The sequence below is a fragment of the Pseudoalteromonas sp. NZS100_1 genome, assembly GCF_015864285.1.
In the GTDB taxonomy this organism is placed as follows: Bacteria; Pseudomonadota; Gammaproteobacteria; order Enterobacterales; family Alteromonadaceae; genus Pseudoalteromonas; species Pseudoalteromonas arctica.
The window spans coordinates 51,865-76,747 of the sequence record NZ_JADYXN010000018.1 but is presented as its reverse complement, the minus strand read 5'-3'; the positions used below and the strand labels follow the sequence as shown (position 1 = coordinate 76,747).

The 24,883-nt window shown below is 41.1% G+C and carries 14 protein-coding genes; 9 read left to right on the top strand and 5 right to left on the bottom strand.

The annotated features are described in order from the left end of the window. Nucleotides 1–81: 81 nt before the first annotated feature. Nucleotides 82–831 (bottom strand): GntR family transcriptional regulator, encoded by a 750-nt coding sequence (locus I6F66_RS13060; RefSeq protein ID WP_024589596.1) that lies wholly within the window; start codon nt 829–831, stop codon nt 82–84. 180 nt (nt 832–1,011) lie between these two features. On the opposite strand from I6F66_RS13060, the gene I6F66_RS13055 reads away from it, so the two are divergent. The 9 genes from I6F66_RS13055 (at nt 1,012) to I6F66_RS13015 (ending at nt 16,414) form a co-directional block, all read left to right on the top strand. Next, complete coding sequence (locus I6F66_RS13055) at nt 1,012–1,779, top strand: sulfite exporter TauE/SafE family protein (protein WP_331458729.1); 768 nt, start codon at nt 1,012–1,014, stop codon at nt 1,777–1,779. Between the two features lie 107 nt (nt 1,780–1,886). Further along, nucleotides 1,887–3,947, top strand: a complete 2,061-nt coding sequence (locus I6F66_RS13050; RefSeq protein WP_197209347.1) for an alpha-xylosidase — start codon at nt 1,887–1,889, stop codon at nt 3,945–3,947. Between the two features lie 102 nt (nt 3,948–4,049). Continuing rightward, nucleotides 4,050–5,789: a solute:sodium symporter family transporter gene (locus I6F66_RS13045; RefSeq protein ID WP_197141785.1), complete on the top strand. Its 1,740-nt coding sequence runs from the start codon at nt 4,050–4,052 to the stop codon at nt 5,787–5,789. A gap of 207 nt (nt 5,790–5,996) precedes the next feature. Beyond that, nucleotides 5,997–8,432 carry a TonB-dependent receptor gene (locus I6F66_RS13040; RefSeq protein ID WP_197119537.1) on the top strand — a complete coding sequence of 812 codons (2,436 nt, stop codon included), beginning with the start codon at nt 5,997–5,999 and terminating at the stop codon, nt 8,430–8,432. A 183-nt stretch (nt 8,433–8,615) separates the two neighbouring features. Further along, nucleotides 8,616–8,978, top strand: coding sequence for a hypothetical protein (locus tag I6F66_RS13035; RefSeq protein ID WP_165729361.1), 363 nt, complete (start codon nt 8,616–8,618; stop codon nt 8,976–8,978). Between the two features lie 209 nt (nt 8,979–9,187). Further along, nucleotides 9,188–10,777, top strand: a complete 1,590-nt coding sequence (locus tag I6F66_RS13030; protein ID WP_165729362.1) for an alkaline phosphatase — start codon at nt 9,188–9,190, stop codon at nt 10,775–10,777. Nucleotides 10,778–10,788: 11 nt separating this feature from the next. Next, nucleotides 10,789–12,579 carry an alkaline phosphatase gene (locus I6F66_RS13025; protein WP_165741405.1) on the top strand — a complete coding sequence of 597 codons (1,791 nt, stop codon included), beginning with the start codon at nt 10,789–10,791 and terminating at the stop codon, nt 12,577–12,579. 163 nt (nt 12,580–12,742) lie between these two features. Beyond that, nucleotides 12,743–13,456 carry a hypothetical protein gene (locus I6F66_RS13020; RefSeq protein ID WP_165741404.1) on the top strand — a complete coding sequence of 238 codons (714 nt, stop codon included), beginning with the start codon at nt 12,743–12,745 and terminating at the stop codon, nt 13,454–13,456. Nucleotides 13,457–13,753: 297 nt separating this feature from the next. Continuing rightward, nucleotides 13,754–16,414 carry a TrlF family AAA-like ATPase gene (locus tag I6F66_RS13015; RefSeq protein ID WP_197176452.1) on the top strand — a complete coding sequence of 887 codons (2,661 nt, stop codon included), beginning with the start codon at nt 13,754–13,756 and terminating at the stop codon, nt 16,412–16,414. A gap of 99 nt (nt 16,415–16,513) precedes the next feature. Here the strand turns inward: I6F66_RS13015 and I6F66_RS13010 are convergent, their stop codons facing one another. From I6F66_RS13010 to I6F66_RS12995, 4 genes are all read right to left on the bottom strand, one after another. Further along, nucleotides 16,514–18,403, bottom strand: a complete 1,890-nt coding sequence (locus tag I6F66_RS13010; protein WP_197176456.1) for a monovalent cation:proton antiporter-2 (CPA2) family protein — start codon at nt 18,401–18,403, stop codon at nt 16,514–16,516. Between the two features lie 387 nt (nt 18,404–18,790). After that, the gene (locus I6F66_RS13005) at nt 18,791–19,684 is read right to left on the bottom strand and encodes a hypothetical protein (RefSeq protein ID WP_197209346.1); all 894 of its coding nucleotides are present in this window, start codon (nt 19,682–19,684) and stop codon (nt 18,791–18,793) included. Nucleotides 19,685–19,893: 209 nt separating this feature from the next. Then, nucleotides 19,894–21,897: a methyl-accepting chemotaxis protein gene (locus I6F66_RS13000; RefSeq protein WP_197161082.1), complete on the bottom strand. Its 2,004-nt coding sequence runs from the start codon at nt 21,895–21,897 to the stop codon at nt 19,894–19,896. Nucleotides 21,898–22,193: 296 nt separating this feature from the next. Then, on the bottom strand, nt 22,194–24,725 hold the full coding sequence (locus tag I6F66_RS12995) for a TonB-dependent siderophore receptor (RefSeq protein ID WP_165740443.1): 2,532 nt from the start codon (nt 24,723–24,725) through the stop codon (nt 22,194–22,196). Nucleotides 24,726–24,883 lie beyond the last annotated feature (158 nt).

Here is a 24,883-nt window from a genome sequence, read left to right as displayed (position 1 = left end):
AAAAGGCAGCGTTTGCTGCCTTTAAAAAATATTTAATTATTATGCGCTAAAGTGGGTTGTTAGCACTAAATTGGCTCTTAATCAGTCGAGCTCAATTTGATAGTGGTAATGATCGCTACGGCATTTGCTCTGGCGGTATTCAATACGCTTACCTTCGATTGATTCGGTAATGCGTGATACCAGCAGCAGTGGGTCGCCAGCTTTAATAGCAAGCATTTTGGCATCATCCATTGTAGCAAGTACGGCTTTAATACTGTCTTGGGTTTTGTGTACAGTTTGGTTAAATTTGGTCTGATAGTAATGGTACAATGTATGCGGAATATCACTACTTTGATGTATATCAGGAAAGTAGCTTTGCGGTAGGTATATAGTTTCGCTCATGCAAAATTCGTTATCAAGAATACGCCTACGAACAAGCTTAGTAACTTTGTCTTTTTTATTGAGTTGTAACGCTTCTATTACTTCAACTGGCGCTGCACAAAGCTCAACCGATAGCAGTTCAGCCTTTGGTAAATCGGCACCTTTACCGTCGGCTTGTAACGGAAAAAACCTAAATAAGGCATCTTGCGCAGTATGTTGCGATACAAACGTACCAACGCCTTGGCGACGAGTTACTATTTTATTGTCGGTTAATAAGTTTAGTGCTTTACGAACCGTACCTTGGCTTACGTTAAATTCTTCAGCAAGGCGAAATTCGCTTGGTAGTGCTTCGCCAGGTACCCAACGTCTTTCAACAATGAGCTGTTTAATATAATCAGCCACTTGTAAGTAAAGTGGTTGAAAAGCCAAGCTTGGGCCACTTAATTTGTGATCAAACATAGAGTTACTCATTATTATTTACCATTAAATTTAATCCACCTGTAGTTATAGCATAGGTGAAACCTTTTACGCATATTTGCGCTAGCTCAATTAAACGTGAACTACTGCTGTAATGTTTAATAGGCGCAAAATATACATTATGCCTAAAAACAAATCGTTACACTACAATAGCTCACCCTTAGGAAATTAAAAGTGCTCAGTATTTCTTTTGAACTCATTTTGCTTATGGCGCTGTGCCTAAGCCTTGCCACTATTATGCAAACTCTTAGCGGGTTTGGCTTTGGGTTACTAGTGGTTGCAAGCTTTACATTGCTTGATGTATTGCCGCTTACAGCAACTACATTTTTAGTGAGCTTATTGGGTTTGGTTAACTCTACAACCGTGGTGGTTAAAAACCGCAGCTCGGTAAAAGTACCCGAGCTAAAACTTATGTTGTATACCGGTATTCCGTTAATGCTGGTAGGTTTTGTGCTGCTTGAGTTTATGTCGTCGCATTTAACGCACTATTTAAACTTTATTTTAGGCGTAAGCATTCTATTGTGCTGCGCTTTAATGCTGATTGGCCGCGATCGTGCTAATAAACAAAGCCGTCCTCGTTCGTTTTTAATAGCCGGTGGGGTAAGTGGATTACTTGGAGGGTTGTTTTCAACCTCTGGGCCACCGCTTGTGTTTCAGTGTTATAAGCAAAGTTGGTCTATTGAAGCTATTCGCAGTACGTTATTAGCGGTATTTACTATTGGCGGGCTAGTACGTGTAGGTATCGCTTTATTTGGTACTTTGCCAGAGCTCGACATTATGTTTTTAATTGCAGCGGCTATTCCTTTAGTGTTGCTAGTTACGCATTTTGCTCGTAAATTAACGCCCTACGTAGACGCTAAATGGATACGCATTATAGCTATTACGCTGCTAGGACTGAGCGGCGTATCGCTGGTGGCTACATCGGCGCCGGGTATATTTTAAAAATCGCGATGTAAATAATTCATCTTAGGGTTATTTACATTGACATGGGGATTACAATTATTTAACTTGTGTCTTATACAAGACTAATAATTGGTTAAGGAACTCCCATGAATGTATTTGAATTACGTGAGCCAGACTGGAACGCAATAGAGCCAGCACGCTTAACCGCACCGCCAAAGTTACAAGGTAATGTGCTGGTTTTGCCCACTCAGTTTGGTGATATTAGCGTAACGATAAGCCAGTTTGGTTTACGTTTAAATGCAGGCACCACACATGACGAGCAGTTTAAAATATTAACCACAACCCCATCAGAATATCCCCTTACACTTAGCAAAAACAATAATGATTACAGTGTAAGCGGTGGCGAATACCGCCTAGAATTTTACAGCGACCCTTTTCATTTCAAACTTTATAAAAACGATGAGCTAGTACAGCAATCAGCAACTGATGGCCACTTTGTACGCCAGCACCGTTTACCGCCACTAGCTAAAACCGATAACGGCTGGATACTAAGCCTTGAGCTTAACTACGATGAGGCAGTGTATGGTCTTGGCGAAAAGTGGGGCAAGCTTGATAAACGCGGCCAACTTATTCGTTCATATAACCACGATGCGCTGGGTGTTAACGCCGAAAAGTCTTATAAAAATACCCCGTATGCATGGAGTCCAGAAGGCTGGAACTTATTTGTACATACACCCGCGCCTGTTACCCATGGCGTAGGTTATGCATTGTGGTCGCAACGCGCTTATGTATGTTTAGTTGAAGATGACGCGCTAGATGTCTTTTTATATCAAGAACAAACACCTGCTCAAAGTATTAACCGCTATTGTGAACTAACAGGTTTTGCACCGGTGCCACCGCAGTGGAGCTTTGGTGTTATTTTATCAAAAGCGTATTACAAAGATGCCGACGAACTACTTAGTGTTGCCCGCGAAGTACGCACTAAAAAAATGCCGTGCGACGTAATTACCCTTGATGGCCGAGCATGGCAAGACACCGACACTCGCTTTGCCTTTGAATGGGACCCAACACGCTACGCCGACCCAAAACCAGTGCTTGATGAACTTAAAGCCATGGACTTTAAAATTTGTGTGTGGGAATACCCGATGATCTCGGTAAATAACCCATTGTTTGCTAAAGCGGCCGAAAACGGCTGGCTTATAAAAGACAAACGCACAGGCAAAGCGTATCAATACGAGTGGGATTTAAGTCCATTTGGCGAAGTACTTACGCCGCTGCCAGAGTCGGGTATTTTAGATTTTACTCATCCCGACGCTTACGAATACTGGCTTGAGTCGCATAAGCCTTTGTTTGAGCTTGGCGTAGATATGATAAAAGCAGATTTTGGCGAACAGCTAGAAGACGAAAATATGGTATCGCACAGTGGCGACAGCGGTATAAGATTACACAACGTTTATAGCATGTTGTACAACCGCTGCGTTTATGAAGCCGCCGAAAAATACTGTAAAACAGGGCCATTTTTATTTAGCCGCTCAGCATGGACGGGCAGCCAACGCTTCCCTGCACAGTGGGGCGGTGACCCACAAGCCGATTGGCAAGGTTTAGCGGCGAGTATTCGTGGCAGCTTAGCGTGGGGTATGTCGGGCGGACCGTTTTTTGCAACCGATATTGGCGGTTTTTACAAAGACACTCGCGACGCAGAGCTTTACGTGCGCTGGGCGCAAGCCTCAGTATTTAGCGCACACATGCGCTTGCATGGTATTGGCCCTCGCGAACCGTGGTCTTATACTGAGCAAGCAAGTGACGCGGTATTTGCAGCACTTAAACTACGCTACCAACTTATTCCTTATTTAGAACAAAGTGCAGAGCAAGCGCAGCAAACCGGTTTGCCGATTCAGCGTGCAATGGCACTGGCATTTCCTGATGATGTGCTAGCGCATAGTTTTGATCAGCAATTTATGTGCGGTGAAAAATTACTGGTTGTGCCATGTGTAGTACCAAAAGGTAAAGTGAAATTTTATTTACCACAAGGCCGCTGGATTCGCTTTCCTGATAAACAAGCTTACGAAGGTGGTAAGTACTACGAGCACACACTCGCACTTGAAGAAATGGCAGTATTTATGCGCGAAGGCGACAGCCTAATGCTTGGCCCAGAGGTTCAACACACAGAACAAGACATGAGCCAATTAACGCCATGGCCTAAATAAAACTCGGCTTAATAAAAAACACACAACACACACATAACACACACAATAATAAAGATATTAGCTTACTTTTTACCGAGTAAAGTAAGCTAAAAGGGGCGCAAGATGGAAGGTATGAACATTACCATGACACTGCTATCGTGCTTGGCGTTTATGGCGCTGGTGGGATATATCTCGTACCAAAAAACCAAAGGGGAAGTTAACACCCAAGATGGCTACTTTTTAGCGGGTCGTGGGTTAACAGGTACATTTATAGCAGGGTCGATGATCCTTACTAACTTATCGGCCGAGCAACTAATTGGCCTTAATGGCTCAGCTTATGGTTACAACCTAAGCTCAATGGCGTGGGAAGTAACCGCAGGGATCTCAACCATTATTATGGCGTTGATCTTTTTGCCTCGTTATTTAGCGGGCGCGTTTTCTACCTTACCTGAATTTTTACGGGATCGTTTTGACGATACCGTACGACGCATGACGGTGATCTTATTTATGGTAGGGTATTGTTTTATAACGATCCCTTCTGTTTTGTACTCAGGATCAATTGCCGTACTTAGACTTTTTGATGTACCCACCTTATTAAATATGAGCTACCAAGCAAGCCTAATTGTGACCATTATTACAGTGGGTTCAGTTGGGGCTATTTATGCTGTATTTGGTGGTTTAAAGGCGGTTGCGGTATCAGATACCATTAACGGTGTTGGGTTATTAATTATTGGTATTTTAGTGCCAACACTGGGCTTAATTGCATTGGGTGATGGTAGTTTTTCAGAAGGGTTAAGCACCCTAGTAAACACCGACACAGAAAAGCTCAATGCTATTGGTAGTAGCGATGATCCCGTGCCATTTGGCACTATTTTTACAGGGATGATCTTAGCTAATTTGTTTTATTGGGGCACTAATCAGTATGTGATCCAGCGTACATTGGGCGCTAAAAACTTAGTTGAAGGTCAAAAAGGGGTGTTGTTTTCAGGGTACTTTAAAGTGCTAGTACCGTTTATGATGATGATCCCAGGCGTTATTGCTTACCATCTTTATAAACACGAAAGCCTGCCAACTATCGATTTAGCTTACCCACATTTGGTAAAAGAAGTACTTCCACAGTATTTATCTGGCTTCTTTTTGGCCGTATTGCTAGGTGCTGTATTTAGCTCATTTAACTCATTGCTCAATAGCGCGGCGACCTTATTTTGTTTAGACGTTTACAAACCAATGAAAAAAGACAAAGTAACAGACAGCCAACTTATAAAAGTGGCTAAAATTACCAGTATTATTATTGCCGTATTATCGTTTATAACCGCGCCATTATTGATGTTTGCACCTGAAGGCTTATGGCACATAATTCGTGTATTTACAGGTTTTTACAACATTCCGGTCATCACAATTGTATTGGTAGGTTTGTTTACTCGAAAAGTGCCTGCACTGGGCGCTAAAGTCGCGATTATATTCCATATTATTGCCTACACCTTGCTTAAATTTGTATGGGATGTAGACATTAACTTTATTCATATTTACGCCATTTTGTTCATAATTGAATTGGCAATAATGCTGGGTATTGGTTACTACAAACCACTTAAAACACCATGGCAATTTACACGCAAAGCCGAGGTAGACCTTAATCCTTGGAAGTACGCATTGCCTTGCGCCATCGTATTAGTAGGCCTAATTGTTAGCTTATATATATTGTTTTCTCCGCTCGGATTAGTGGGTGGAACCAGTGTGTACTTTGTACCAAGTTTAGTTGCTGTTTGGTCTACTGTTTTAGTGCTTAGCTGGTGGAGTGTACGTCGTTGGCAGGTTCGTTACGAAAATAGCTTAGCGCGTATTGGGGCTAAAAACGCCGCATAACGTGCGGCTATATTCTATACACCAAACTTAAATCACATTTAATTCACATAATGTTTGCATTAGTAAGATAGTTTGTTTAAATTTAAAGCTCTTATATAAGATATAAGAGCTTTAAGGAAAGTATCACACACACTGACACCGCTTTTTAGCAACTCACACAATTGCTAGCGCGGTACCACACAGCACACGCACAATATGGAGAATGACATGAGAGCTAAAAAGTCCGTCTTAAGCTTGGCAGTCACGTTAGCAATGACAACCGGTTTAGCGCTTAGCGCGCAGGTACATGCACAGCAAGAGCAAACCGAACAAGAACAACAAAAAACAGAAACAGCTAAAAACGATACATTTGAAAAAATAGTCGTTACTTCACAAAAAAGAACGCAAAGTTTAAACGAAGTACCTGTTGCGGTATCGGTACTTAATAGCGATCAAATTAATTCAGCTTTTGCTAATAACATGGAAGGCTTACAGTCACTTGTTCCTTCGGTTAGCTTTAGAAAAGGCACCACAACACGTAACTCAGCGCTAACAGTGCGCGGTATTGGTACTATTTCATTTAGTATTGCTGCCGAGCCAAGTGTGGCAACTGTTGTTGATGGCGTGGTACTTGGCCGCTCGGGTCAAGCCTTTGCCGATTTATACGACGTAGACCGCATTGAAGTATTACGCGGGCCACAAGGTACGTTATTTGGCAAAAACGCCTCAGCAGGTGTGGTAAATATTACCACTAAAGATCCGTCGTACGACACAACCGGCAGCGTAGAAACCTCGTTTTATCAAGATAACGAATACCGTTTTAAAGGTGTTATAAGCGGCGGTTTAACCGACGATTTAGCCGCTAGCTTAACGGTATTTAAAGGCAAGTTTGACGGTTACATTGATAACGTTTACAACAACGAAAAAGTAAACGGTTATGACCGCGAAGGTGCACGTGCTGTATTTAAATACGAGCCAGAGGACGACTTAAGCGTAAAATTTATAGCTGAATTTTATAACGCAGACGACGATTGTTGCGCCGACTTAGAAGCCCTGCCAAGTGGTCGTAATCCTGATTCAAAAGCAGCGCCAAACAGTAATGGTATTGTTGATGGCGTAGCCGATATTGACCTAGACCAACGCAAAGTAGACCATGATTACGAGTCGCGCACAATTGACGAACATAGCGCGTTTTCGGTGCAAGTTGATAAAACAATTGGCGACTATACGTACACGTCAATTACAGCGCAGCGCTCATGGGATAATACCGAATACCGCGAAGGCGACTTTACCTCTATTGCTGGCGACAGCAGCGAGCCAGTATTTGGCGCGCCGTTTCAACTACATGATATTGGTGCACAGCAATGGGATCAGTTTTCGCAAGAGTTTAGAGTTACATCAAACCTAGCAGGGCCATTTAACTATGTTGCTGGTTTATTTTACTGGAACATGGATTCACAACGTAACTTTACTCGTGATGCAAGTTGTCAAAACAATGGTGGCCAGCTTGATAGCGCAATGGCTTTTTACGCGCAAAATAACTTATCGGGCGCAGAGCTTGATGCCGCACTTGCTGATTTAGAAGGTTACACACAAGGGCTAGGCGTTAGCTGTAACGCAAACGATATTGTATCGGCCACTGCTTTTATGAGCACAGAATTTAACAACTGGGCAGCCTTTGCCGACGGTACTTACGATTTATCTGAAGATTTACGCGTATTATTTGGTATTCGTTACACCGACGATGAAGTGTCTTACACGCATCGCCGTGTAAGCAATGATGTATATGGCCGCACCGGTGTAGGCGTACGCCCAGCAACACTAAATACCGATGACGAAGGCAAAGCAGAAGAAACCAACGTATCGGGTCGTTTAGGTATGCAATACGATTTAGGCGATGGCCAAATGGTATACGGTACCTACTCGCAAGGTTACAAAGGGCCTGGTTTTAATATTTATTACAACTTTAATCCAGACACCGACAGCCGCGAAATATCGCCAGAAGAGTCTGATGCTTACGAAATTGGCTACAAATACGCAAGCCGCGAGTTTGTGTTTAACATGGCACTTTTCAGAACAGAAATTGAAGGTTTTCAAGCTAACAACTTTGACTGTTCAGACGGCACCTGTATTACCCGCTTAACAAACGCGGGCGATGTAAGCACACAAGGTGTTGAAGTTGACTTTATGTGGGCTGCAACAGAGTCACTAACGCTTACCGGTGGTGTCGCTTATATTAAAGCCGAAATTGACGAGTTTAATTGTCCGGCAGAAGTAGCTGCAGGTTCGTGTACTGACCGCTCTGGCTTAGATGTTCCATTTTCGCCAGATTTAAAATACTCACTAACAGCTGACTACTTTATTGAAACTGAGCATGGCTTTAACGTACACATAAATAGCTCATACATTTACACCGACGAGCAATACTCAGACTTGCCAGATAACGTAGGCGAGTTTAACCCAGCGTCGTTACTGCCAGATTACGGCATTTTAAACGCAAGTGTTGGCTTATCGTTTAAAGATGATGCGTTTAGAGTATCGCTTATTGCTAAAAACTTAACCGACGAAAGCTACGCAACTACCTACAGTGGCGATAACTTCCGTTACCAAATACCGCGTGATGCAGAGCGCTACTTTGGCGTATCGTTTAAGGCGCGTTTTTAATATTTAAATAATTACATTTAATAATTTCCCTGAAAATAAGCGCAACGTTTTACACGTTGCGCTTTTTTAATCAAAACAATCCTTTTGTATGCTTTTTAGGTTTTTTTGTAAATTAATTGTACAGGTGGGCGTTGTTGTTCTATCTTTTTTGTACCTATTTAGGTTCAATTATTAAGGATAAAAATGAAAACTATATTAATTACTACAGGTATTATTTTGGCATCTATTTTTTCTGCACAAGCGAGTGCAGACCAAATGGAATGTTACGTAGATACTCAAGCATATGACCAATTTACTCCTAATCATTGTTTTGCTGTGATTTATGGTAAAAGAACAGCTACAGCAGTATTCAGAGTGGTAGGTAATGGCTCTGACATTGATAGTGTTGTTTGGTCAAATGCTGCGTCGTCTTGTGGCGTATCGGGTACATCATGCTCATTCTCGATAAAATCATTTAAAAGTAATAAAGCAGAAGCAACGGTATTATATACAGATGGTACTTGGAGCAAAGTTTCTGCAACGGCTTCGTTTGAAGATGGTCGTTAATAAAAATAATAACGTTTATTGAATGAATAAGCGCAACGTTTAACACGTTGCGCTTTTTTATTTTTGTGACTTATTTTTGTAATAGTTTAGTCATTTTACTTTCATCAAAATTACCTTTATCAGTCACATCTGTTTTCTATAGTGCAGCGGTTGATCTTTTTTGTGTTTACACATTTCAAAAAATAACCACTAAACAATGGGAATTACGGATGAAAATTAAAAAAGTCGCTGCGGCAATCGCGCTAACGTTAACGTTTAGCGCAGTGAGCCATGCTGATGTACTACCGCAAAGCCAAAAAGACAGCAGCTGGTATAGCGCTGCGCAAACTAAACTAACAACAAAAACAGCACAAGCGCAGGCTACACAAGCCACTAAAGCTAAAAACGTCATTTTATTTGTGGGCGATGGTATGGGTATTTCTACACTTACCGCCGCGCGCATTTTACAAGGGCAGCGTAATAACCAATCTGGCGAAGAAGGTTATTTAAGCTTTGAAGAGTTCCCATACTCTGCACAAGTTAAAACGTATAACGTAGATGCTCAAACTCCTGATTCAGCAGGCACGATGACGGCTATTATTTCGGGTGTAAAAACCGATGTGGGCGTTATTGGTGTAGACGAAGATATTGAACGCGGCGTGTGTTCAACAGTGGCAGGTAACGAGCTAATTACCGCGACTGAATTGGCTGAAATTAAAGGGCTATCTACCGGTATTATTTCTACAGCACGTATTACTCATGCAACCCCTGCTGCCACATATGCTAAATCGGCTGACCGTAACTGGGAAGACGTATCAGATATGCCAGAAGATGCAGTAACGGGTGGCTGTGAAGACATTGCATCGCAACTGGTTAACTTTGAAAAAAACCTAGAAGCACGATTTGTAGGGACCGACGTAGACGGCCTTGATTTTGTAATGGGGGGCGGTCGTCGTCACTTTTTACCAAAAGACGAAACAGCTAACTCAACAGATGCAGTAAGTGCTATAGAAGGCGACCGTACTGACGAGCGCAACTTAGTAACTGAGTGGCAAACACAATACCCAGATGCTACGTACGTGATGGATCAAACAGGCTTTGATGCAATAAGCGATGACGCCACTAAAGTATTTGGTTTATTTAACGAATCCCACATGCAATACGAAGCTGACCGCGCAAACGATGTAGCGGGCGAGCCTTCACTTACCGATATGACCACTAAAGCAATTGAAGTGCTTGGTAAAAACGATAATGGATTTTTCTTAACGGTTGAGTCGGGTCGTATTGACCATGCGCACCACGCAGGTAATGCATACAACGCGCTTAACGACACCATTGAGTTTGCTAAAGCCGTGCAAGCAGCGGTAGATAACACAAACCCAGAAGAAACCCTTATTTTAGTAACCGCCGATCACAGCCATGTATTTACTATTGCAGGCTACCCTAAGCGTGGTAATCCAATTTTAGGTCAAGTAGTTGCAGTAGGTGCAACAACACCAAGCTTAGCCGCCGACGATATGCCGTACACCACCGTAGGTTACGCAAATGGTTTAGGTTTTAGAAACTTAGGCAGTGAGACCAACGCTGATGCAAGTTACACAAGTGCCGCTATTGCAGGGCGTGTTGAGCTAAATGGCGTAGATACAACAACCCCAGGCTTTCACCAAGAAGCAACTGTACCAATGGGCTCAGAAACACACGCGGGTGAAGACATATCTTTACATGCAAAAGGTCCTGGTGCTCAGCTAGCACAGGGCGTAATTGAACAAAACGTTGTATTTCATTTAATTAATCAAGCTCTTGAACTAACTCAGCAATAATGGCGGCTAACATGAACAAATTAACGGTACTTTCTTTGGCAGTAATGGTCGCGCTAGCAGGTTGCTCGAGTGACGATAACAAAAATGAAAACAATATTATCGCAGTAGATAACGCTATTGCAGTGGGCTCTGAGCAGTGTATTAATGGCGGTGTAGAGACGCAAGTAGGCGCAGATACCAATAATAACGACGTGCTAGATAGCGATGAAGTTAACTCAACTAATTTAGTGTGTAATGCACCTGCAACGTCGTTAACAAGCGAGCAGTTAGCCTCACTCACTAGTAATACTTGGTTTAGTGAAGCACAAACAAAATTGGGTGCAGCACAAACAGCCAGTAGCAACATTGTTACAGAATCAGGCAAAGCGAAAAACGTTATTTTATTTGTTGGTGATGGTATGGGTATTTCTACCATAACCGCAGCACGTATTTTAGCGGGTCAGTTAGAAGGTGAAATGGGTGAAGAACACCAGTTAAGCTTTGAAACTATGCCTTTTTCGGGCTTTGTAAAAACATACAACGTAGATGCGCAAACGCCAGATTCGGCAGGAACTATGACTGCAATGGCATCGGGTGTTAAAACCGACGCAGGCGTTATTGGTATTGATGAAGCGGTTGAACGTGGTAATTGTGCATCAGGCAAAGGGCACGAACTTGTTACCTCGTTAGAGCTTGCTGAAATTGCAGGTAAAGCAACAGGGATTATTTCTACAGCGCGTATTACTCACGCAACACCAGCTGCAACGTATGCTAAATCGGCAGAGCGTAACTGGGAAGATATCTCTGATATGCCAGAAAGTGCTGCAACGTGTGAAGATATTGCATCGCAACTAGTTAACTTTGAAGCCAACCTAGAAGCACGCTTTAGTGGTGTTGATGTAGACGGTATTGACGTAGTAATGGGCGGCGGTCGTCGTCACTTTTTACCAAAAGATGCCGCGTTTAATTCAGCTGATGCAGTGAGTGCTGTTGAAGGTGATCGAACAGATAACCGCGACTTAACCGCAGAGTGGAAAACGCAATATCCAAATGGCACGTACGTAATGGATCAAACCGGTTTTGATGCAATAAGTGACGACGCCACTAAAGTGTTTGGCTTATTTAACGAATCCCACATGCAGTACGAAGCTGACCGCGCAAACGATGTAGCAGGCGAGCCTTCGCTTTCACAAATGACCGAAAAAGCAATAAACGTACTTGATAACAACGAGCAAGGTTTTTTCTTAACGGTTGAGTCGGGTCGAATTGACCACGCGCATCATGCGGGTAACGCTTATAACGCGTTAAACGACACTATTGAGCTTGCTAAAGCCGTTAAAGTGGCAATGGAAAACACCAACCCAGAAGAAACATTAATAGTTGTAACTGCCGATCACAGCCATGTATTTACCATTGCCGGTTATCCTAAACGCGGTAACCCAATTTTAGGTAAAGTAGTTGCAGTAGGCGCAACTGAGCCAAGCTTAGCTGCCGACGATATGCCTTATACAACGGTTGGTTACACCAATGGTGGTGGCTTTAGAAACCTAGGTAGCGAGACTGATGCCGATGCAGGTTATGCGTTTGCACCGGTTACAGGGCGTGTTGATTTAACAGATGTTGATACAACAACACCTGGTTTTCATCAAGAAGCACTGGTACCAATGGGCTCTGAAACACATGCCGGTGAAGACGTAGGCGTTTATGCAATGGGACCAGGTGCACACTTGGTAACAGGCACAAACGAGCAAAGCTTTTTATTCCATGTAATGGACTTTGCGGCTGATTTAGTTAAAACAGCCGACGAAAAAGTAACGCAGTAAGCCGCTCAAAAGCGTACTTTTTAAGTATATAAAGTACGCACGCAAATTGAGTATTTAAAAACAACTCATACCCTGTGTGAGTTGTTTTTTTATGTCATAAAAATGCCATTGTAAGTCGTTATTGTATGGCTATTACAGTGACGTTTAAATAAGAGATTAACTGATGAAAGTAGCATTATTTTTAATGGCAACCTTAGCAAGCACCAGCACATTAGCAACGCAGTGCGATATTAATGCCGAATATTTAAAAGCCGATTATAAAATTACCAACAGCCATAAAGCGCAGCAAAGTAATGATTCACTTACCCTTTGGCGGAACGATCAGCAAGTAGCGCATCAACGCCAAGTAATTACCGAGCTTTGGCAACATTTAGCTAATAAGCAAATTCGGCCTATTCGCTATTTTAATGCCCAGCAACGCGGTATTGAATATCAGCCATCTGAGGTACGCGGCGTACAAAGTTGGAGTGCTAAAAGTCAGCTGGTGGATAACCACCTAATCGAAAAAATGACCCTAGTAAACACCCAAAACACAGGCTGCGATGAAGTAAAAAACTACGAACTTACTGAAGGCGATAACCAATTTAAACTCGCTTTATTTACGCAATCAAACTTAGTTAAAACCTTTAGCGTAACCAATAAAAAAGCCCAAACAAACACCGTGCTTAGCCTTAATAATGTAAGCAGTAATAAAGCAGAAATAACTGAACAGTTTGCCAAATGGGATCGCTTTCAAACCACCGACTACGCCGACATTGGCGATAACGAAAACGACCCGTTTTTAGCTAAAATGATAAACCTTGGTTTTATAGAGCACAGCGCCACAGGTTTTTATAACCAGCAAGGCGAGGCTATTGAAGGTGGGCATCATCACTAGGTTTTAAATGTTGTAGCTCATAGCTAAAAAATGACAGGCGGCTATGAGCTACAAGTATGTATTCAAAAATAGATTAATTTAAGCCATTTCCACCCAAGTAATACAACAAACACTTTTCCATTTTATAAAACACACCATCAGCCGCATAAGATTTATAGTTGGTAATAATTTACACTATTTGATATTAATAGAAGTTCACACAATAGGGACATTTTGTGAAGATAAGGAAATGTCCTCAGATAAAGTTGTAAGGCCCTATGCAAATACTTGGTATTGGCTGAAACTCAAGGAGGTTACATGATTGGATCGATTTGGAGTAAGTGGGATTTACACATTCATTCTCCATACACCCATCAAGCTAATGAATATGGATCATCTACTATAGATGAGTTTGTTGATAAGATAATATCTTCAGAACTTAGCCTAACAGGAATTACTAACTATTTTTTCTTTAAAGATAACGAACTAGAGGAAATTAGAGATAAATTTCAAGAAAAAGGTATTGAGCATACAGTCTTAGGCAATCTAGAATTTCGTATTGATCAGCAAAACAAAGATGGTGAGTGGATCAACGTTCATTGTATATTTTCGGAAAATATAACTACTCAACGAATAAATACCATTTTATCTACTCTCCCTATCTCTAACACAACTGCTGATGGCAAGCATATCTATTGTTCCCAACAATCTCTTACCGATTCACAAACTAAAACATCTGAAGCTGTTGTAAAGTTTGATTCATTGATAGCTCACCTAAATAATAATTTAAAGTTCGGGATCGATTTTTTAATAGCAGCTTGTCCAAATGGATATGGTGGCTTTAGACCTGATATGAAAGAAGGTAGATCACTAGCTGTTGCACTAGAAATAGAGAAAAGGTGCCAAATTATTTTAGGTCGGCCTCAAGATAGAAATTTTTTCCTGAATAACGAAAGGTACCCATCTGCGAAGCAAAAGCCGGTTTTTTATGCTTCAGATGCTCACAAACTTGAATATATTGGCACAATGTATTCTTGGGTCAAAGCAAAACCAACCTTTGAAGGCTTAAGGCAAGCTATTATTGAACCCGACCTCAGGGTTCAGCAAACGAATGACTTTGTGGAAAAAACATACAGTAAGCCATGGTTTAAATCAGTTAAGTTAGGTGGAAAAATTTTTTCTGGTGAGGATATAAGTTTTTTTAACCAAACAATCCCATTAAATCCGAACCTAGTCACGATTGTGGGTGGGAGGGGGACTGGCAAAAGCCTTTTTCTAGATGCAATGCACTCAAGATTTAACCATCAATCTCAGCACTCAAATGCGCGGAGGGTTAGCGGTGAAAGCCTTAGTGTTGAACTAGACCAAGGTGATGGGACGGTATTAAAATTCGATTCTTCTGCAAATACGTACTCTTATTTACATGTTTCTCAAGGAGATGTTCAACATTTCAGTCAAAAGCCTGATGATCTGAGTGGCGAGATAAAAAGAATGTTAGGAATCCATGGTATAGAGTTTGATTCTGTTACCAGTTCTGAAATATCAAACAATCTGAGTAAATATCGTACGTTCGTTGAGTATTGGGAAGATGTTGATTCTCAAAGCCAGCGTATTAATACGCAACAATATCAACAAAGTGTTATTGATAGTAATGTTCAGTTAATTGGCACGCTTACTAACCCTCAAAATAAGTTGTTAATTGAACGATATCAAAATAACTCAAAGAGTATTAACGAAAAAAACAACTTCATTGATGAAGCAAGGAGTACGCTAGCTCTTTTGTGTCGCCATGCTTTAGAAATAAACCAAAGAATTACGTTGTTAAATGCCAATCATTGCTCAGTAAATAAGTCGCCATTGATTGATGAAGCTTTGGTCAAAGACCCCATTAGTAAAAATATAGATATATGTAAGAGTGAAATTCAAACATTAATCGAATCAAATAATGAAATTGCTATTCAGTTTAGACAGCAAGGTATCAATCAGGATATATCATCTTTGCTAAGCAAAGTTACTGAGTTTCAAAAGTCTATTGATCAGGCATCATCGAAATTAGATGAGATAAATCAAAAGACAATAGAGTATCAAGCGTTTGTTAGGGAGCGTGGAGAGCTTGCTTTAAAATACAAAGAGTACATTGATTGTCAAAAAAACAACATCAACCAGGCCTTTGAAAAGCTTAAAATTCAACAGCCAGGCTGGAATTTTGAGCAAAATGAATTGGTTCAGGAAATTCTTTTAGATATACATATTAATGGTAACGTCGTATTCAATGTGCAGCATTTTTACAGTGGGATGGAAGAATGCTTAAATCGTGGAAAATTTAGAAGTACAAGTGATAAATCTACTTTTGATCGGTTGCAAGAAACATTTTGCGTAAGATCAATAGATGACTTCTTCAAGCTATTGTCTGGTGAAAAAATCATTAATTGTGATGGTGTTCCAACGAGTATAGAAGAGTTCTTTTGGAAACCAGAGTTCTTTAATAAAGGAGGGCGATTTGAATTATTAAATTATCTCTATTCACCTACAAATATTAAAAGGTATCTATATGCAAATGCAGACTTCCAGTACAAGGGAAAGACTGTAAATAAGCTCTCTGTTGGCCAACGAGGCACATTTTATGTTTGTTTAAAATTGGCAACTGATCCATTCGGTAGCCCATTTGTATTTGATCAGCCTGAAGATGATCTAGACAATGAATTTATTATGTCACAGCTAGTTCCTTTATTTAGAAAAATAAAGAAATACCGACAAGTCATCATTGTTACACACAATGCGAATTTGGTCGTAAATACCGATGCAGAACAAATAATTATCGCTGACAATCAAGGTGAGAGTATCCGTTATACTTCAGGTTCTGTTGAAGATGGTAATGTTAAGGAAAACGTAGGTATAAGAGCAGAGATTTGTAATATTTTGGAAGGTGGTAGCTATGCTTTCGAGAAGAGAGAGCGTAAGTATGGTATCCAAAAGTAGGTTTAACAAGTCACTACACTTGAAAGCTTGATTTGCTTCACTCCTCCGAACTCCGGTGAGTGAAGCGTCAATACCCGCTAAGACAACAGATACTAATTACTACTCCAAATGAGGATCATCAGGCTTTTTAGGTTTACTCGCTACTTCTGTTAAGCCGTCTTCGCAATCACCGCTGTCGCAGGTATTTAAATCGCTTTGTGCTTGTTTATCTTGTTGCAGCACTTGCTTTAAATCTTCCATGCGTTGGCGCACGGCTACGCCGTAGCTGGCGTCGTCTCCCCATAATGCAGCCAGTTGCAGTACTGCAGCGCGGTCGTGGTCTCTAAACAGTTTACCAGCACGCTCTGCATCTTGCTTAGTGTTACCTAGTAACTCGAGTGCTTCTACGGCAAGGTTAATAGCTGAGTCGACTGTTTCGCGGTTAAACGCATCTACTTTTAAATTAAGTAATTGATACGCATGGCGACGGTCGATTGCGCGGGCAACAATTTTAAGTTGCGGGTAGTTTTTATGGGCGAGCTTAATTATCTCTATGGTTTTATCGGGGTCGTCTATTGCTACTACCAACATTTGTGCGGTGTGCGCGCCTGCGGCTTCAAGGAGTTCTTGGCGTGCGGCATCGCCATAAAATACGGTGTTACCAAAACGGCGCAGTAATTCTATTTGGCTAGGGCTGTGATCAAGTACGGTAATTTCGTAGCCTTGAGCGTGCAGTAAGCGCCCCATAATTTGGCCAAAACGTCCGTAGCCGGCAATAATTACGTGTTTAGCGGTACTTATTTGTTCTGGCTTATCAAACTCAGGCATAGCACTGCTGCTGCGTTTTTGTATTTGCTCATAAACCATAAGTAGTAACGGCGCTATTAGCATTGATACTGCAACAACTAAGGTAACAAGACTGGTTTGCTCGGGCGTTAAAATGCTTAAGGTGGTGGTTACGCTTAAAAGTACAAAGGCAAACTCACCCCCTTGGGCAAGCGCTAAGGCAAATAATAACTGCTGTTTACTGTTAATTTTAAAGGTAACGGCAAGGGCAAATAAAATGCAGGCTTTAACTACAATGAGTAAAACCACTAAGCCTATAACGGTACTAAACTCGTTAAATAGCAGTTCAAAGTTAATTGATGCGCCAACAGTTATAAAAAACAATCCTAAAAGTAAGCCTTTAAAGGGTTCTATATCGGCTTCTAATTCGTGTCTAAATTCGCTCTCGGCAAGTACAACGCCGGCTAAAAAAGTCCCCAGCGCAGGCGATAAACCAATACTTTGCATAACCAGTGCAATAGCGACCACTAAAAACAGTGCAAAAATAGTAAATATTTCACGCATGTGGGTTTGCGCTATATATCTAAATAACGGTGCCGATACATATTTACCGCCGGCAATAATAGCGGCAATAACCGCGACTGATACACATACTTGTTGCCATACAGGCCAGCTTGCAATAATCGAGTCGCTGATTTCTTTTGTGCTAGTTTGCGGGGCAAATGCAAGCAGTGGCAATAGGGCTAAAATAGGAATAATGGCGATGTCTTGAAACAGCAATACCGAAAATGCGTTTTGTCCGGCTTCTTGCTTTAGCCAGCCTTTTTCTTCAAGGCTTTGCAGTACAATAGCGGTAGAGGAGAGCGCCAGCATTAAACCAATGGCGAGTGCGGTTTGCCAATGCATGGCAAAAAACCAATAACAAAATGCAAATATAGCCGCTGCCGATAGCACAACCTGTAAGCCGCCAAGCCCTAAAATAGAGTGGCGTAATGTCCATAAACGCGAAGGTTGTAGTTCAAGGCCCACTAAAAACAGCATCATTACTACGCCAAATTCAGCGAAGTGCATTACATCGGTTTGATCGCCCACAACACCCAGCGCATAAGGGCCAATGAGTATTCCGGCAATTAAATAACCTAACACAGAGCCAAGTCCGACTCGTTTTGCAATAGGGACAGCTACAATGGCTGCTGCTAAGTAAATTAAAGCTATTTCTAACACGCGTTTATCCTAAGTCATTCTATTTATGCTCAAGGTATTTGAGCATAAATAGAATGACTTAGGTTCTTATAAAATACAATGATTCATGTTGCTGAAAATACGTTATTTTTAGCTCATACTGTTAGGGCGTGTTGATCTTTGCTGGGTGAATTTGCAGCAGTATGTTTGGTTTTTAGGCAAGGCGGAGCCTATGAAGTGTGGTTATTCCCCATAAATAGGCGATAACGCTGCATAAATGCCAAACATGCGCTGCCCTTTGGGTTCTTTCTAGGGACGATTAACTCTTTGTTGCTCGGTTTTTACTTAGCCCACTAGGCTACAAACCTCGCGCCGCGATTTAATCGCCCCTAGATTGAACAAATTTCAATCCACAAAGATCAACACGCCCTAATCAGCGACTTTTACTGAACCGCTAATATTATCGATACTTACATCGCCCGAGCCTGACTCAGTAATAGTGAGTCCTTTGGCGTGATTAACACGAATGTCGCCCGAACCGTCTTCGATAGTGACGCTTGAGCCAATATGCTCAATAAGCATGTCGCCAGAATTATCATCTACATTAACAGCTCCGTTTATATGGCTTATTACTATATCACCCGAGCCATCTTCAACGTTTAGCGAACCGTTTACATTACTTACGTGCATTTCGCCTGAACCATCTTCAATAATTGCATTGCCGCTTACATTATTTATATGAATGCTGCCAGAGCCGTCGGTTAGTTCTACATTACCTGCGATGTTTTCAAGGTTTACTTCACCAGATCCATCGTCAATAGTTAGGTTTTTAGCACCGCTTATAGTTAAGTCCCCCGAGCCGTCTTTTACATTCATATTGCTTTGCATTGCACTTATAACAATGTCGCCAGAGCCATCATCAATATCTAAATTAAGATTACTTGGTACGGTAACAACTAAATCAATATGTGGTGATTGACCACTGTAAAAGCTAATACCATTACGACTTTTATTTTGAGCAACAAGCTTTGCCTGTTTACCGTCTTGCTCTAGTGTTAGCTCGTACTCATCTTCAATATCGGCTGTGTAAATAGTGGCATCAACACGAATGCTGGTGGCTGTTTGTGAGCCTTTTATTTCAAGGTTGCCTGCGCCACTTAAAACATTTAAATACTCAAGATTGTTGCTAGGCAATGTGAGCTGTTGTGTTTGTTTTACAGACGCCACGCTTGGCGATATGTGAAACACACAACCACTTAATAATAAAATACCGCTAATTAGCGAAAGTGGTTTTGTAATGCGAGAGACTGTTGATGAACTCATATTTAATCCTTTGATCTTTATTGTTTGAATTTAGTATGAGTACAATAGAGCAAAAAGGAGACAAAAAGTTAATCCTTTGTTTTATATTGGGTTTTATTTTTTATGAAAATAAAAATAATCAAAAAGTAGTTAAAAAAACCAAATTTTGATAAATAATAAAAAAGGATGCGAAGTGCATCCTTTTTTATTAAGTGGCTTTAACCATTGTATTAATGTGCTCTAAAGTAGCTTATTTGCTGTTTGATTTTTTCAGCCAATGTCATTAATTCACTTGCCGAATTTACAGTGCTTTGCGTGCGAGACTCACCTTCTTTAGCGAGCTGGCTTATAGAATGTAAATTTTGAGTGATTTCTGCAGCAACGGTGCTTTGTTGATCTGTTGCCTCAGCTATATTGTTTGATGAGCGCGTTAGATCGCCAATACTTTGAGTGATAAAGTTAAGTTGCTCTCCGGTTTTTTCACCTTCTTCAGCTGATTTAATACCCAACTGGCGGCTTTGTTCCATTTGTTTAGTTGCGGCGGTAACTTGTATTTGTAGTTGCTCAATTGTTTGGCTAATTTCTAAAATTGATTTTTGTGTACGCTGCGCTAAGGTTCTCACTTCATCGGCAACAACTGCAAAACCTCTACCTTGTTCGCCTGCTCTTGCTGCTTCTATAGCGGCATTAAGTGCTAGTAAGTTAGTTTGCTCAGCAATACCATTAATGACTTCAGTTACTTTACTTATTTCGTTACTTGCTGTGTTTACTTTTTCAACAGAGTTATGGCTATCATTTAGCTGCTGGCTTAGCTGCATTAAGTCATTAACAACTTGGGTTAATTGTGTACGACCTAATTGAGCTTCTGCATCTACTTGTTGGGTTCGTTGAGCGCCTTCATTTGCGTTATTGGCTACATCTTTAATTGATACTGACATTTCTTCGATGGCGGTGGCTATTTGGTCTGTTTGCCCCATCATTGCATGCGCTTCTTTACCATTAGTGAGGGCGTGCTCTTTAGAAGTGCCTGCTTGGTTTTCCAGTTCAATTACTGAATCTTGTAAAGCGAGTATTAGTTTTTTTAGCTCAACCGACATGCTACTTACACTCGCGGTAATTAGGTCTATTTCATTTTCACTATTTGTATTGGTATTTACAAAATGTTGTGACAAATCACCTTTACCTAATGCATCAACGCTACGTGTTAATTGTCTTAATGGGTTAAGTGTTTTTACTAGCACCCAAAATAGTAAAATTGAGATAGCAAGAATACCCCCAACAGACGTTATGCTGTTAACTACCATTAGCTTTATGCTCTCTTCAGTGAGTTCGCTTTCTTTTACACGACCAAGTAAGGTCCAATCCCACCCAGGTACTGTTTTGCTGTAAGCAAACATAGGGGTGTTATTTTCACTATTATATTTTAATGACTGACCTTTTTTAATTGCCTCTAGATTAAGTCCATCAAGCGCTTTGGAGTTCACTTTTGAGTCAACTGCGGCTTCTTTCCCTGCTATAACTACATCATTTGTATTTCTGAAAACAAATAAGTTACCGCTTTCTTCAATTACTATTTTATTAACAGACCCTCTAAGAGATGCCAGTGCGTCGTTTATATTAAAACCTATGTATAAAATACCAATTACTTGGTTTTGTTTATTTTTAATTGGTTGGTAAACAGTCATGTATTCGTTACCGAATAATTTAGCATAGCCTTCATAGCTTTGACCGTTCATAAGAGGTTGATAGCCTGGGTGGTTTTTTCCTAGGTAAGTACCAATAGCGCGTTGTCCATCACTCTTTTTTAAAGAGGTAGTAATACGAAAAAAATCATCCCCATCTCGCATAAATACCGTGGCGTTACCTCCGGTTAATTTAGCGTAATTTTCAACAATATCGATATTGTTATTAACTTGTTCGTTATCATGTAAAAGAACGGGCACCATAGTATCTACGACCAATACCTTTTGATCGCTTTTTTTAAATTCACCAGGGTACATACCTTTAAATACAGTGGCATTACGCTTTGCTATTGCCAGCAGGCTGTCGTATTGAAGTTCTAAAAGATCTGAAATAGCCGTTATTTCAGATTTTATTGCTGTTTCACTTTTTTCAGAAAGTGTATTAGCCGAAATTAAATAGGTAGATAGCCCAACTAAACTAAATACACATAGCGTTAAAGTGAATGCAAGCGCACCAATTTGTTTTGATATTGACCAGTTTTTATAGCTCATACTTCACTCCAGAGAAAGACGGTATTTATGCGTGCTAAGTTTAATTATAGGCATTTTAAGTTGTTTTATTTGATGACTCGCTAGTAACGAACTTTGCCTGATAATCAATTTATCATATAAAACAAACAATACATTAAATGATAATAAAAAATTAATAGTTTGTGACGAAAGTGTTTTTTGTAGTTTGTTTGATTATAGCTAGGGTGGTTATATTTATTGCTGTTTTTTAAATATAAAAAATCCGATAGGGCATGCCATATCGGATCTTTATTTAACTCATTTAATTTAAGTATAAATTAAAAACTGTAGGTGATGTTGCCATATAAAAATCGACCATCTAAACCGTATGGTGCATACGGCGTATACGGGAAAATCTGACCGAAATCAGAGTAACCAATGTTATTTACTGTAGCTTGCGGGTACTGATCGAATAAGTTATTAGCGCCTAATGCAAATTTCCATTCATCATTAGGACGATAAGCAACTTCTAGATCGGTTATCCATTTTGCATCTAGGTATTCATCGCGATCACTTGTTGTAGAAATATCTGCAACTTCACCGTAACGTGTTGCGCGCAGTGTTGTTTGCCATTCGTTAAAGTTCCAAACAGCAGATAAGTTCCACTTGCTATCAGGTGTACCTTCTTCAAAACGACCCACTTCGCGACGAGCAAACACTACGTAGTCATCACCTAAAGAGTTAAGCTGCTCTGGGTTGTCGTCAACATGAGTAACTTCGGTGTCGTTAAAGTTAGCGGCTGCATTTAAACGTAAATCGCCTAGGTTATCTAATTCAAGCGTGTACGTTGCAACTATATCTATACCCTGTGTACGTGAGTCAATCGCGTTGGTAAAGTAGCGTACGCTTTCGGTATTTAACTCACCCGCATCGGCTAAAATTTGTTGTACAGCTTCACCCGATAAATTTTCAGATAAAACAACACGATCATCAATATCAATACGGTATGCATCAACCGTAAGGCTAAAGTTACCTTGAGTGTATACAAAGCCTGCTGTTAAGTTTACAGAATCTTCTGCATCTAGCTCTTTTGCGCCCAATGCTTGTGCTGCTGGCGCGTCACTTGGAAACAAGCCAACTTCAAATGGTTGATTGTTTTCAAGCACAGTTGAAATTTGACGATATGAGCTTTGTGCTAAAGACGGCGCGCGAAAGCCTGTACTTAGCGCACCACGTAACGATAGATTATCGGTTAGGCTGTAACGTGTTGCTAGTTTTGACGTGAACGTATCGCCAAAGTCGCTGTAATCTTCGTAACGACTCGCTAAAACAACATTCCATTTTTCTGTTAAGTAGGTGTCAAATTCAACAAAGAGGGCAACGTTATGGCGGCTTTCGTCAGTTACGCTCTCAGGACCAAAACCAGATAGTACTTGTGCGCCGCCGGCAGCAATTGGGTTGCCGTCGCTATCTAGCGCAGTAATATAAGAGGCTTCTTCGCCTTGTTCTATTTTGTAGCTTTCGTGGCGGTATTCAGTACCTACGGTAAAAAATACGTCATCAGGTAAGCCTAAATCGAGAGTGGTATTGGCCGTTGCGTTTACTAAAAACTGATCGTAAACCAATGCACCGTTGTCAAATTCGGTTGGGCTGTCGGCACCTAGTGATGTATTAATACTATTTACAACACCGAAACCAAAGTCGTTGCGGCCGTAGTTGGTACTTACATCCCATGTCCAGTCGTTAGTTTCGCCTTGTAAGCCCAATGCAAATGAGTAGTCTTGTACGTCTGTTTCAATTTGCGGTAAAAAGCCATCTGGGTACACTTCTAAAACGTTACGGCTGTCTTTTGCTCGGCGGTAAAAACCACCTGAATTACCTTCACGCTTTGAGTAGCTACCAAATGAATAAAGGTTTAAGCCGTTATCTAAATCGTAACCCATGTTGTAAAACAACGCGTAATCTTCAAGGTCTGCTTTACCAAAGCGGTGGTTGTAACGATCGATAGTAAATTCGCGTGGGTCTAGGCTGCCATCATCAAGGCGACTGTATTGTTCGCGTGGGTCAAAGCCTGAGCGTTGAGTTGAGTCGTTATCGCGGTACTCAATGGATACGTTTACAAAGCCGTTATCAGATAACGAAAAGCCAGAGTTTGCACTAACAGTGCGTGTTGCGCCGTCGTTTACTTCTCTATCGCCGCCGGTATTAAATGCAAGGTTACCGTTTGCATCTGCGTAGGTGCTTTCTAGCTGAGATACGCCAGCCATTTGTGTATCGTATTTACCGTACGTTACGCTTACGCTACCGCCTTCTGAGGCATCTTTAAGTACAATGTTAATTACCCCAGCAATTGCATCAGAACCGTACTGTGCGGCCGCACCATCGCGTAGTACTTCAACACGTTTAATGGCTGAAGTTGGAATCATGTTTAAATCAACAGCTGTAGAGCCTCGGCCAACAACACCCGCTAAGTTTAATAGCGCACCAGCGTGGCGGCGCTTACCATTAATAAGCACTAATGTGTGATCGGGTGCTAAACCACGTAAAACAGCAGGTTTTGCATGGTCAGTACCATCACCCATAGTGGCACTTGGGTAGTTAAAGCTAGGTACTTGGTTTGCTAGTATTTGGCTTATTTCTAGCTGACCGGTACTTTGCATATCACCGCTGGTAATAATGTCTACGGGTACCGTACTTTCGGCAATACTGCGTAGGCTTCTGCGAGTACCGGTAACCGAAATTACTTCGATATTCTTTTCTGCTTGATTATCTTGCTCTGCGGCAACGGCCATAGAGTAAGGTGTGCTAAGTGCAGTGGTAACGGCCAAGCTAAGTGCGAGTTTATTTGCAGATAAACGCTTAAAAGTCATTAATTGTTCCCCAAGAGCTGCTAGTCGAAAAGGAGCGCATCATATAGAAGCGACTACCCTAGTGCAAAGATAAAAACTATCTAAGATATTCTAAGTTGTTAACACATAAGATCACTGTTTACGCGCGATATAGGCGTTTGGATCGTTGTAGTTGCAAT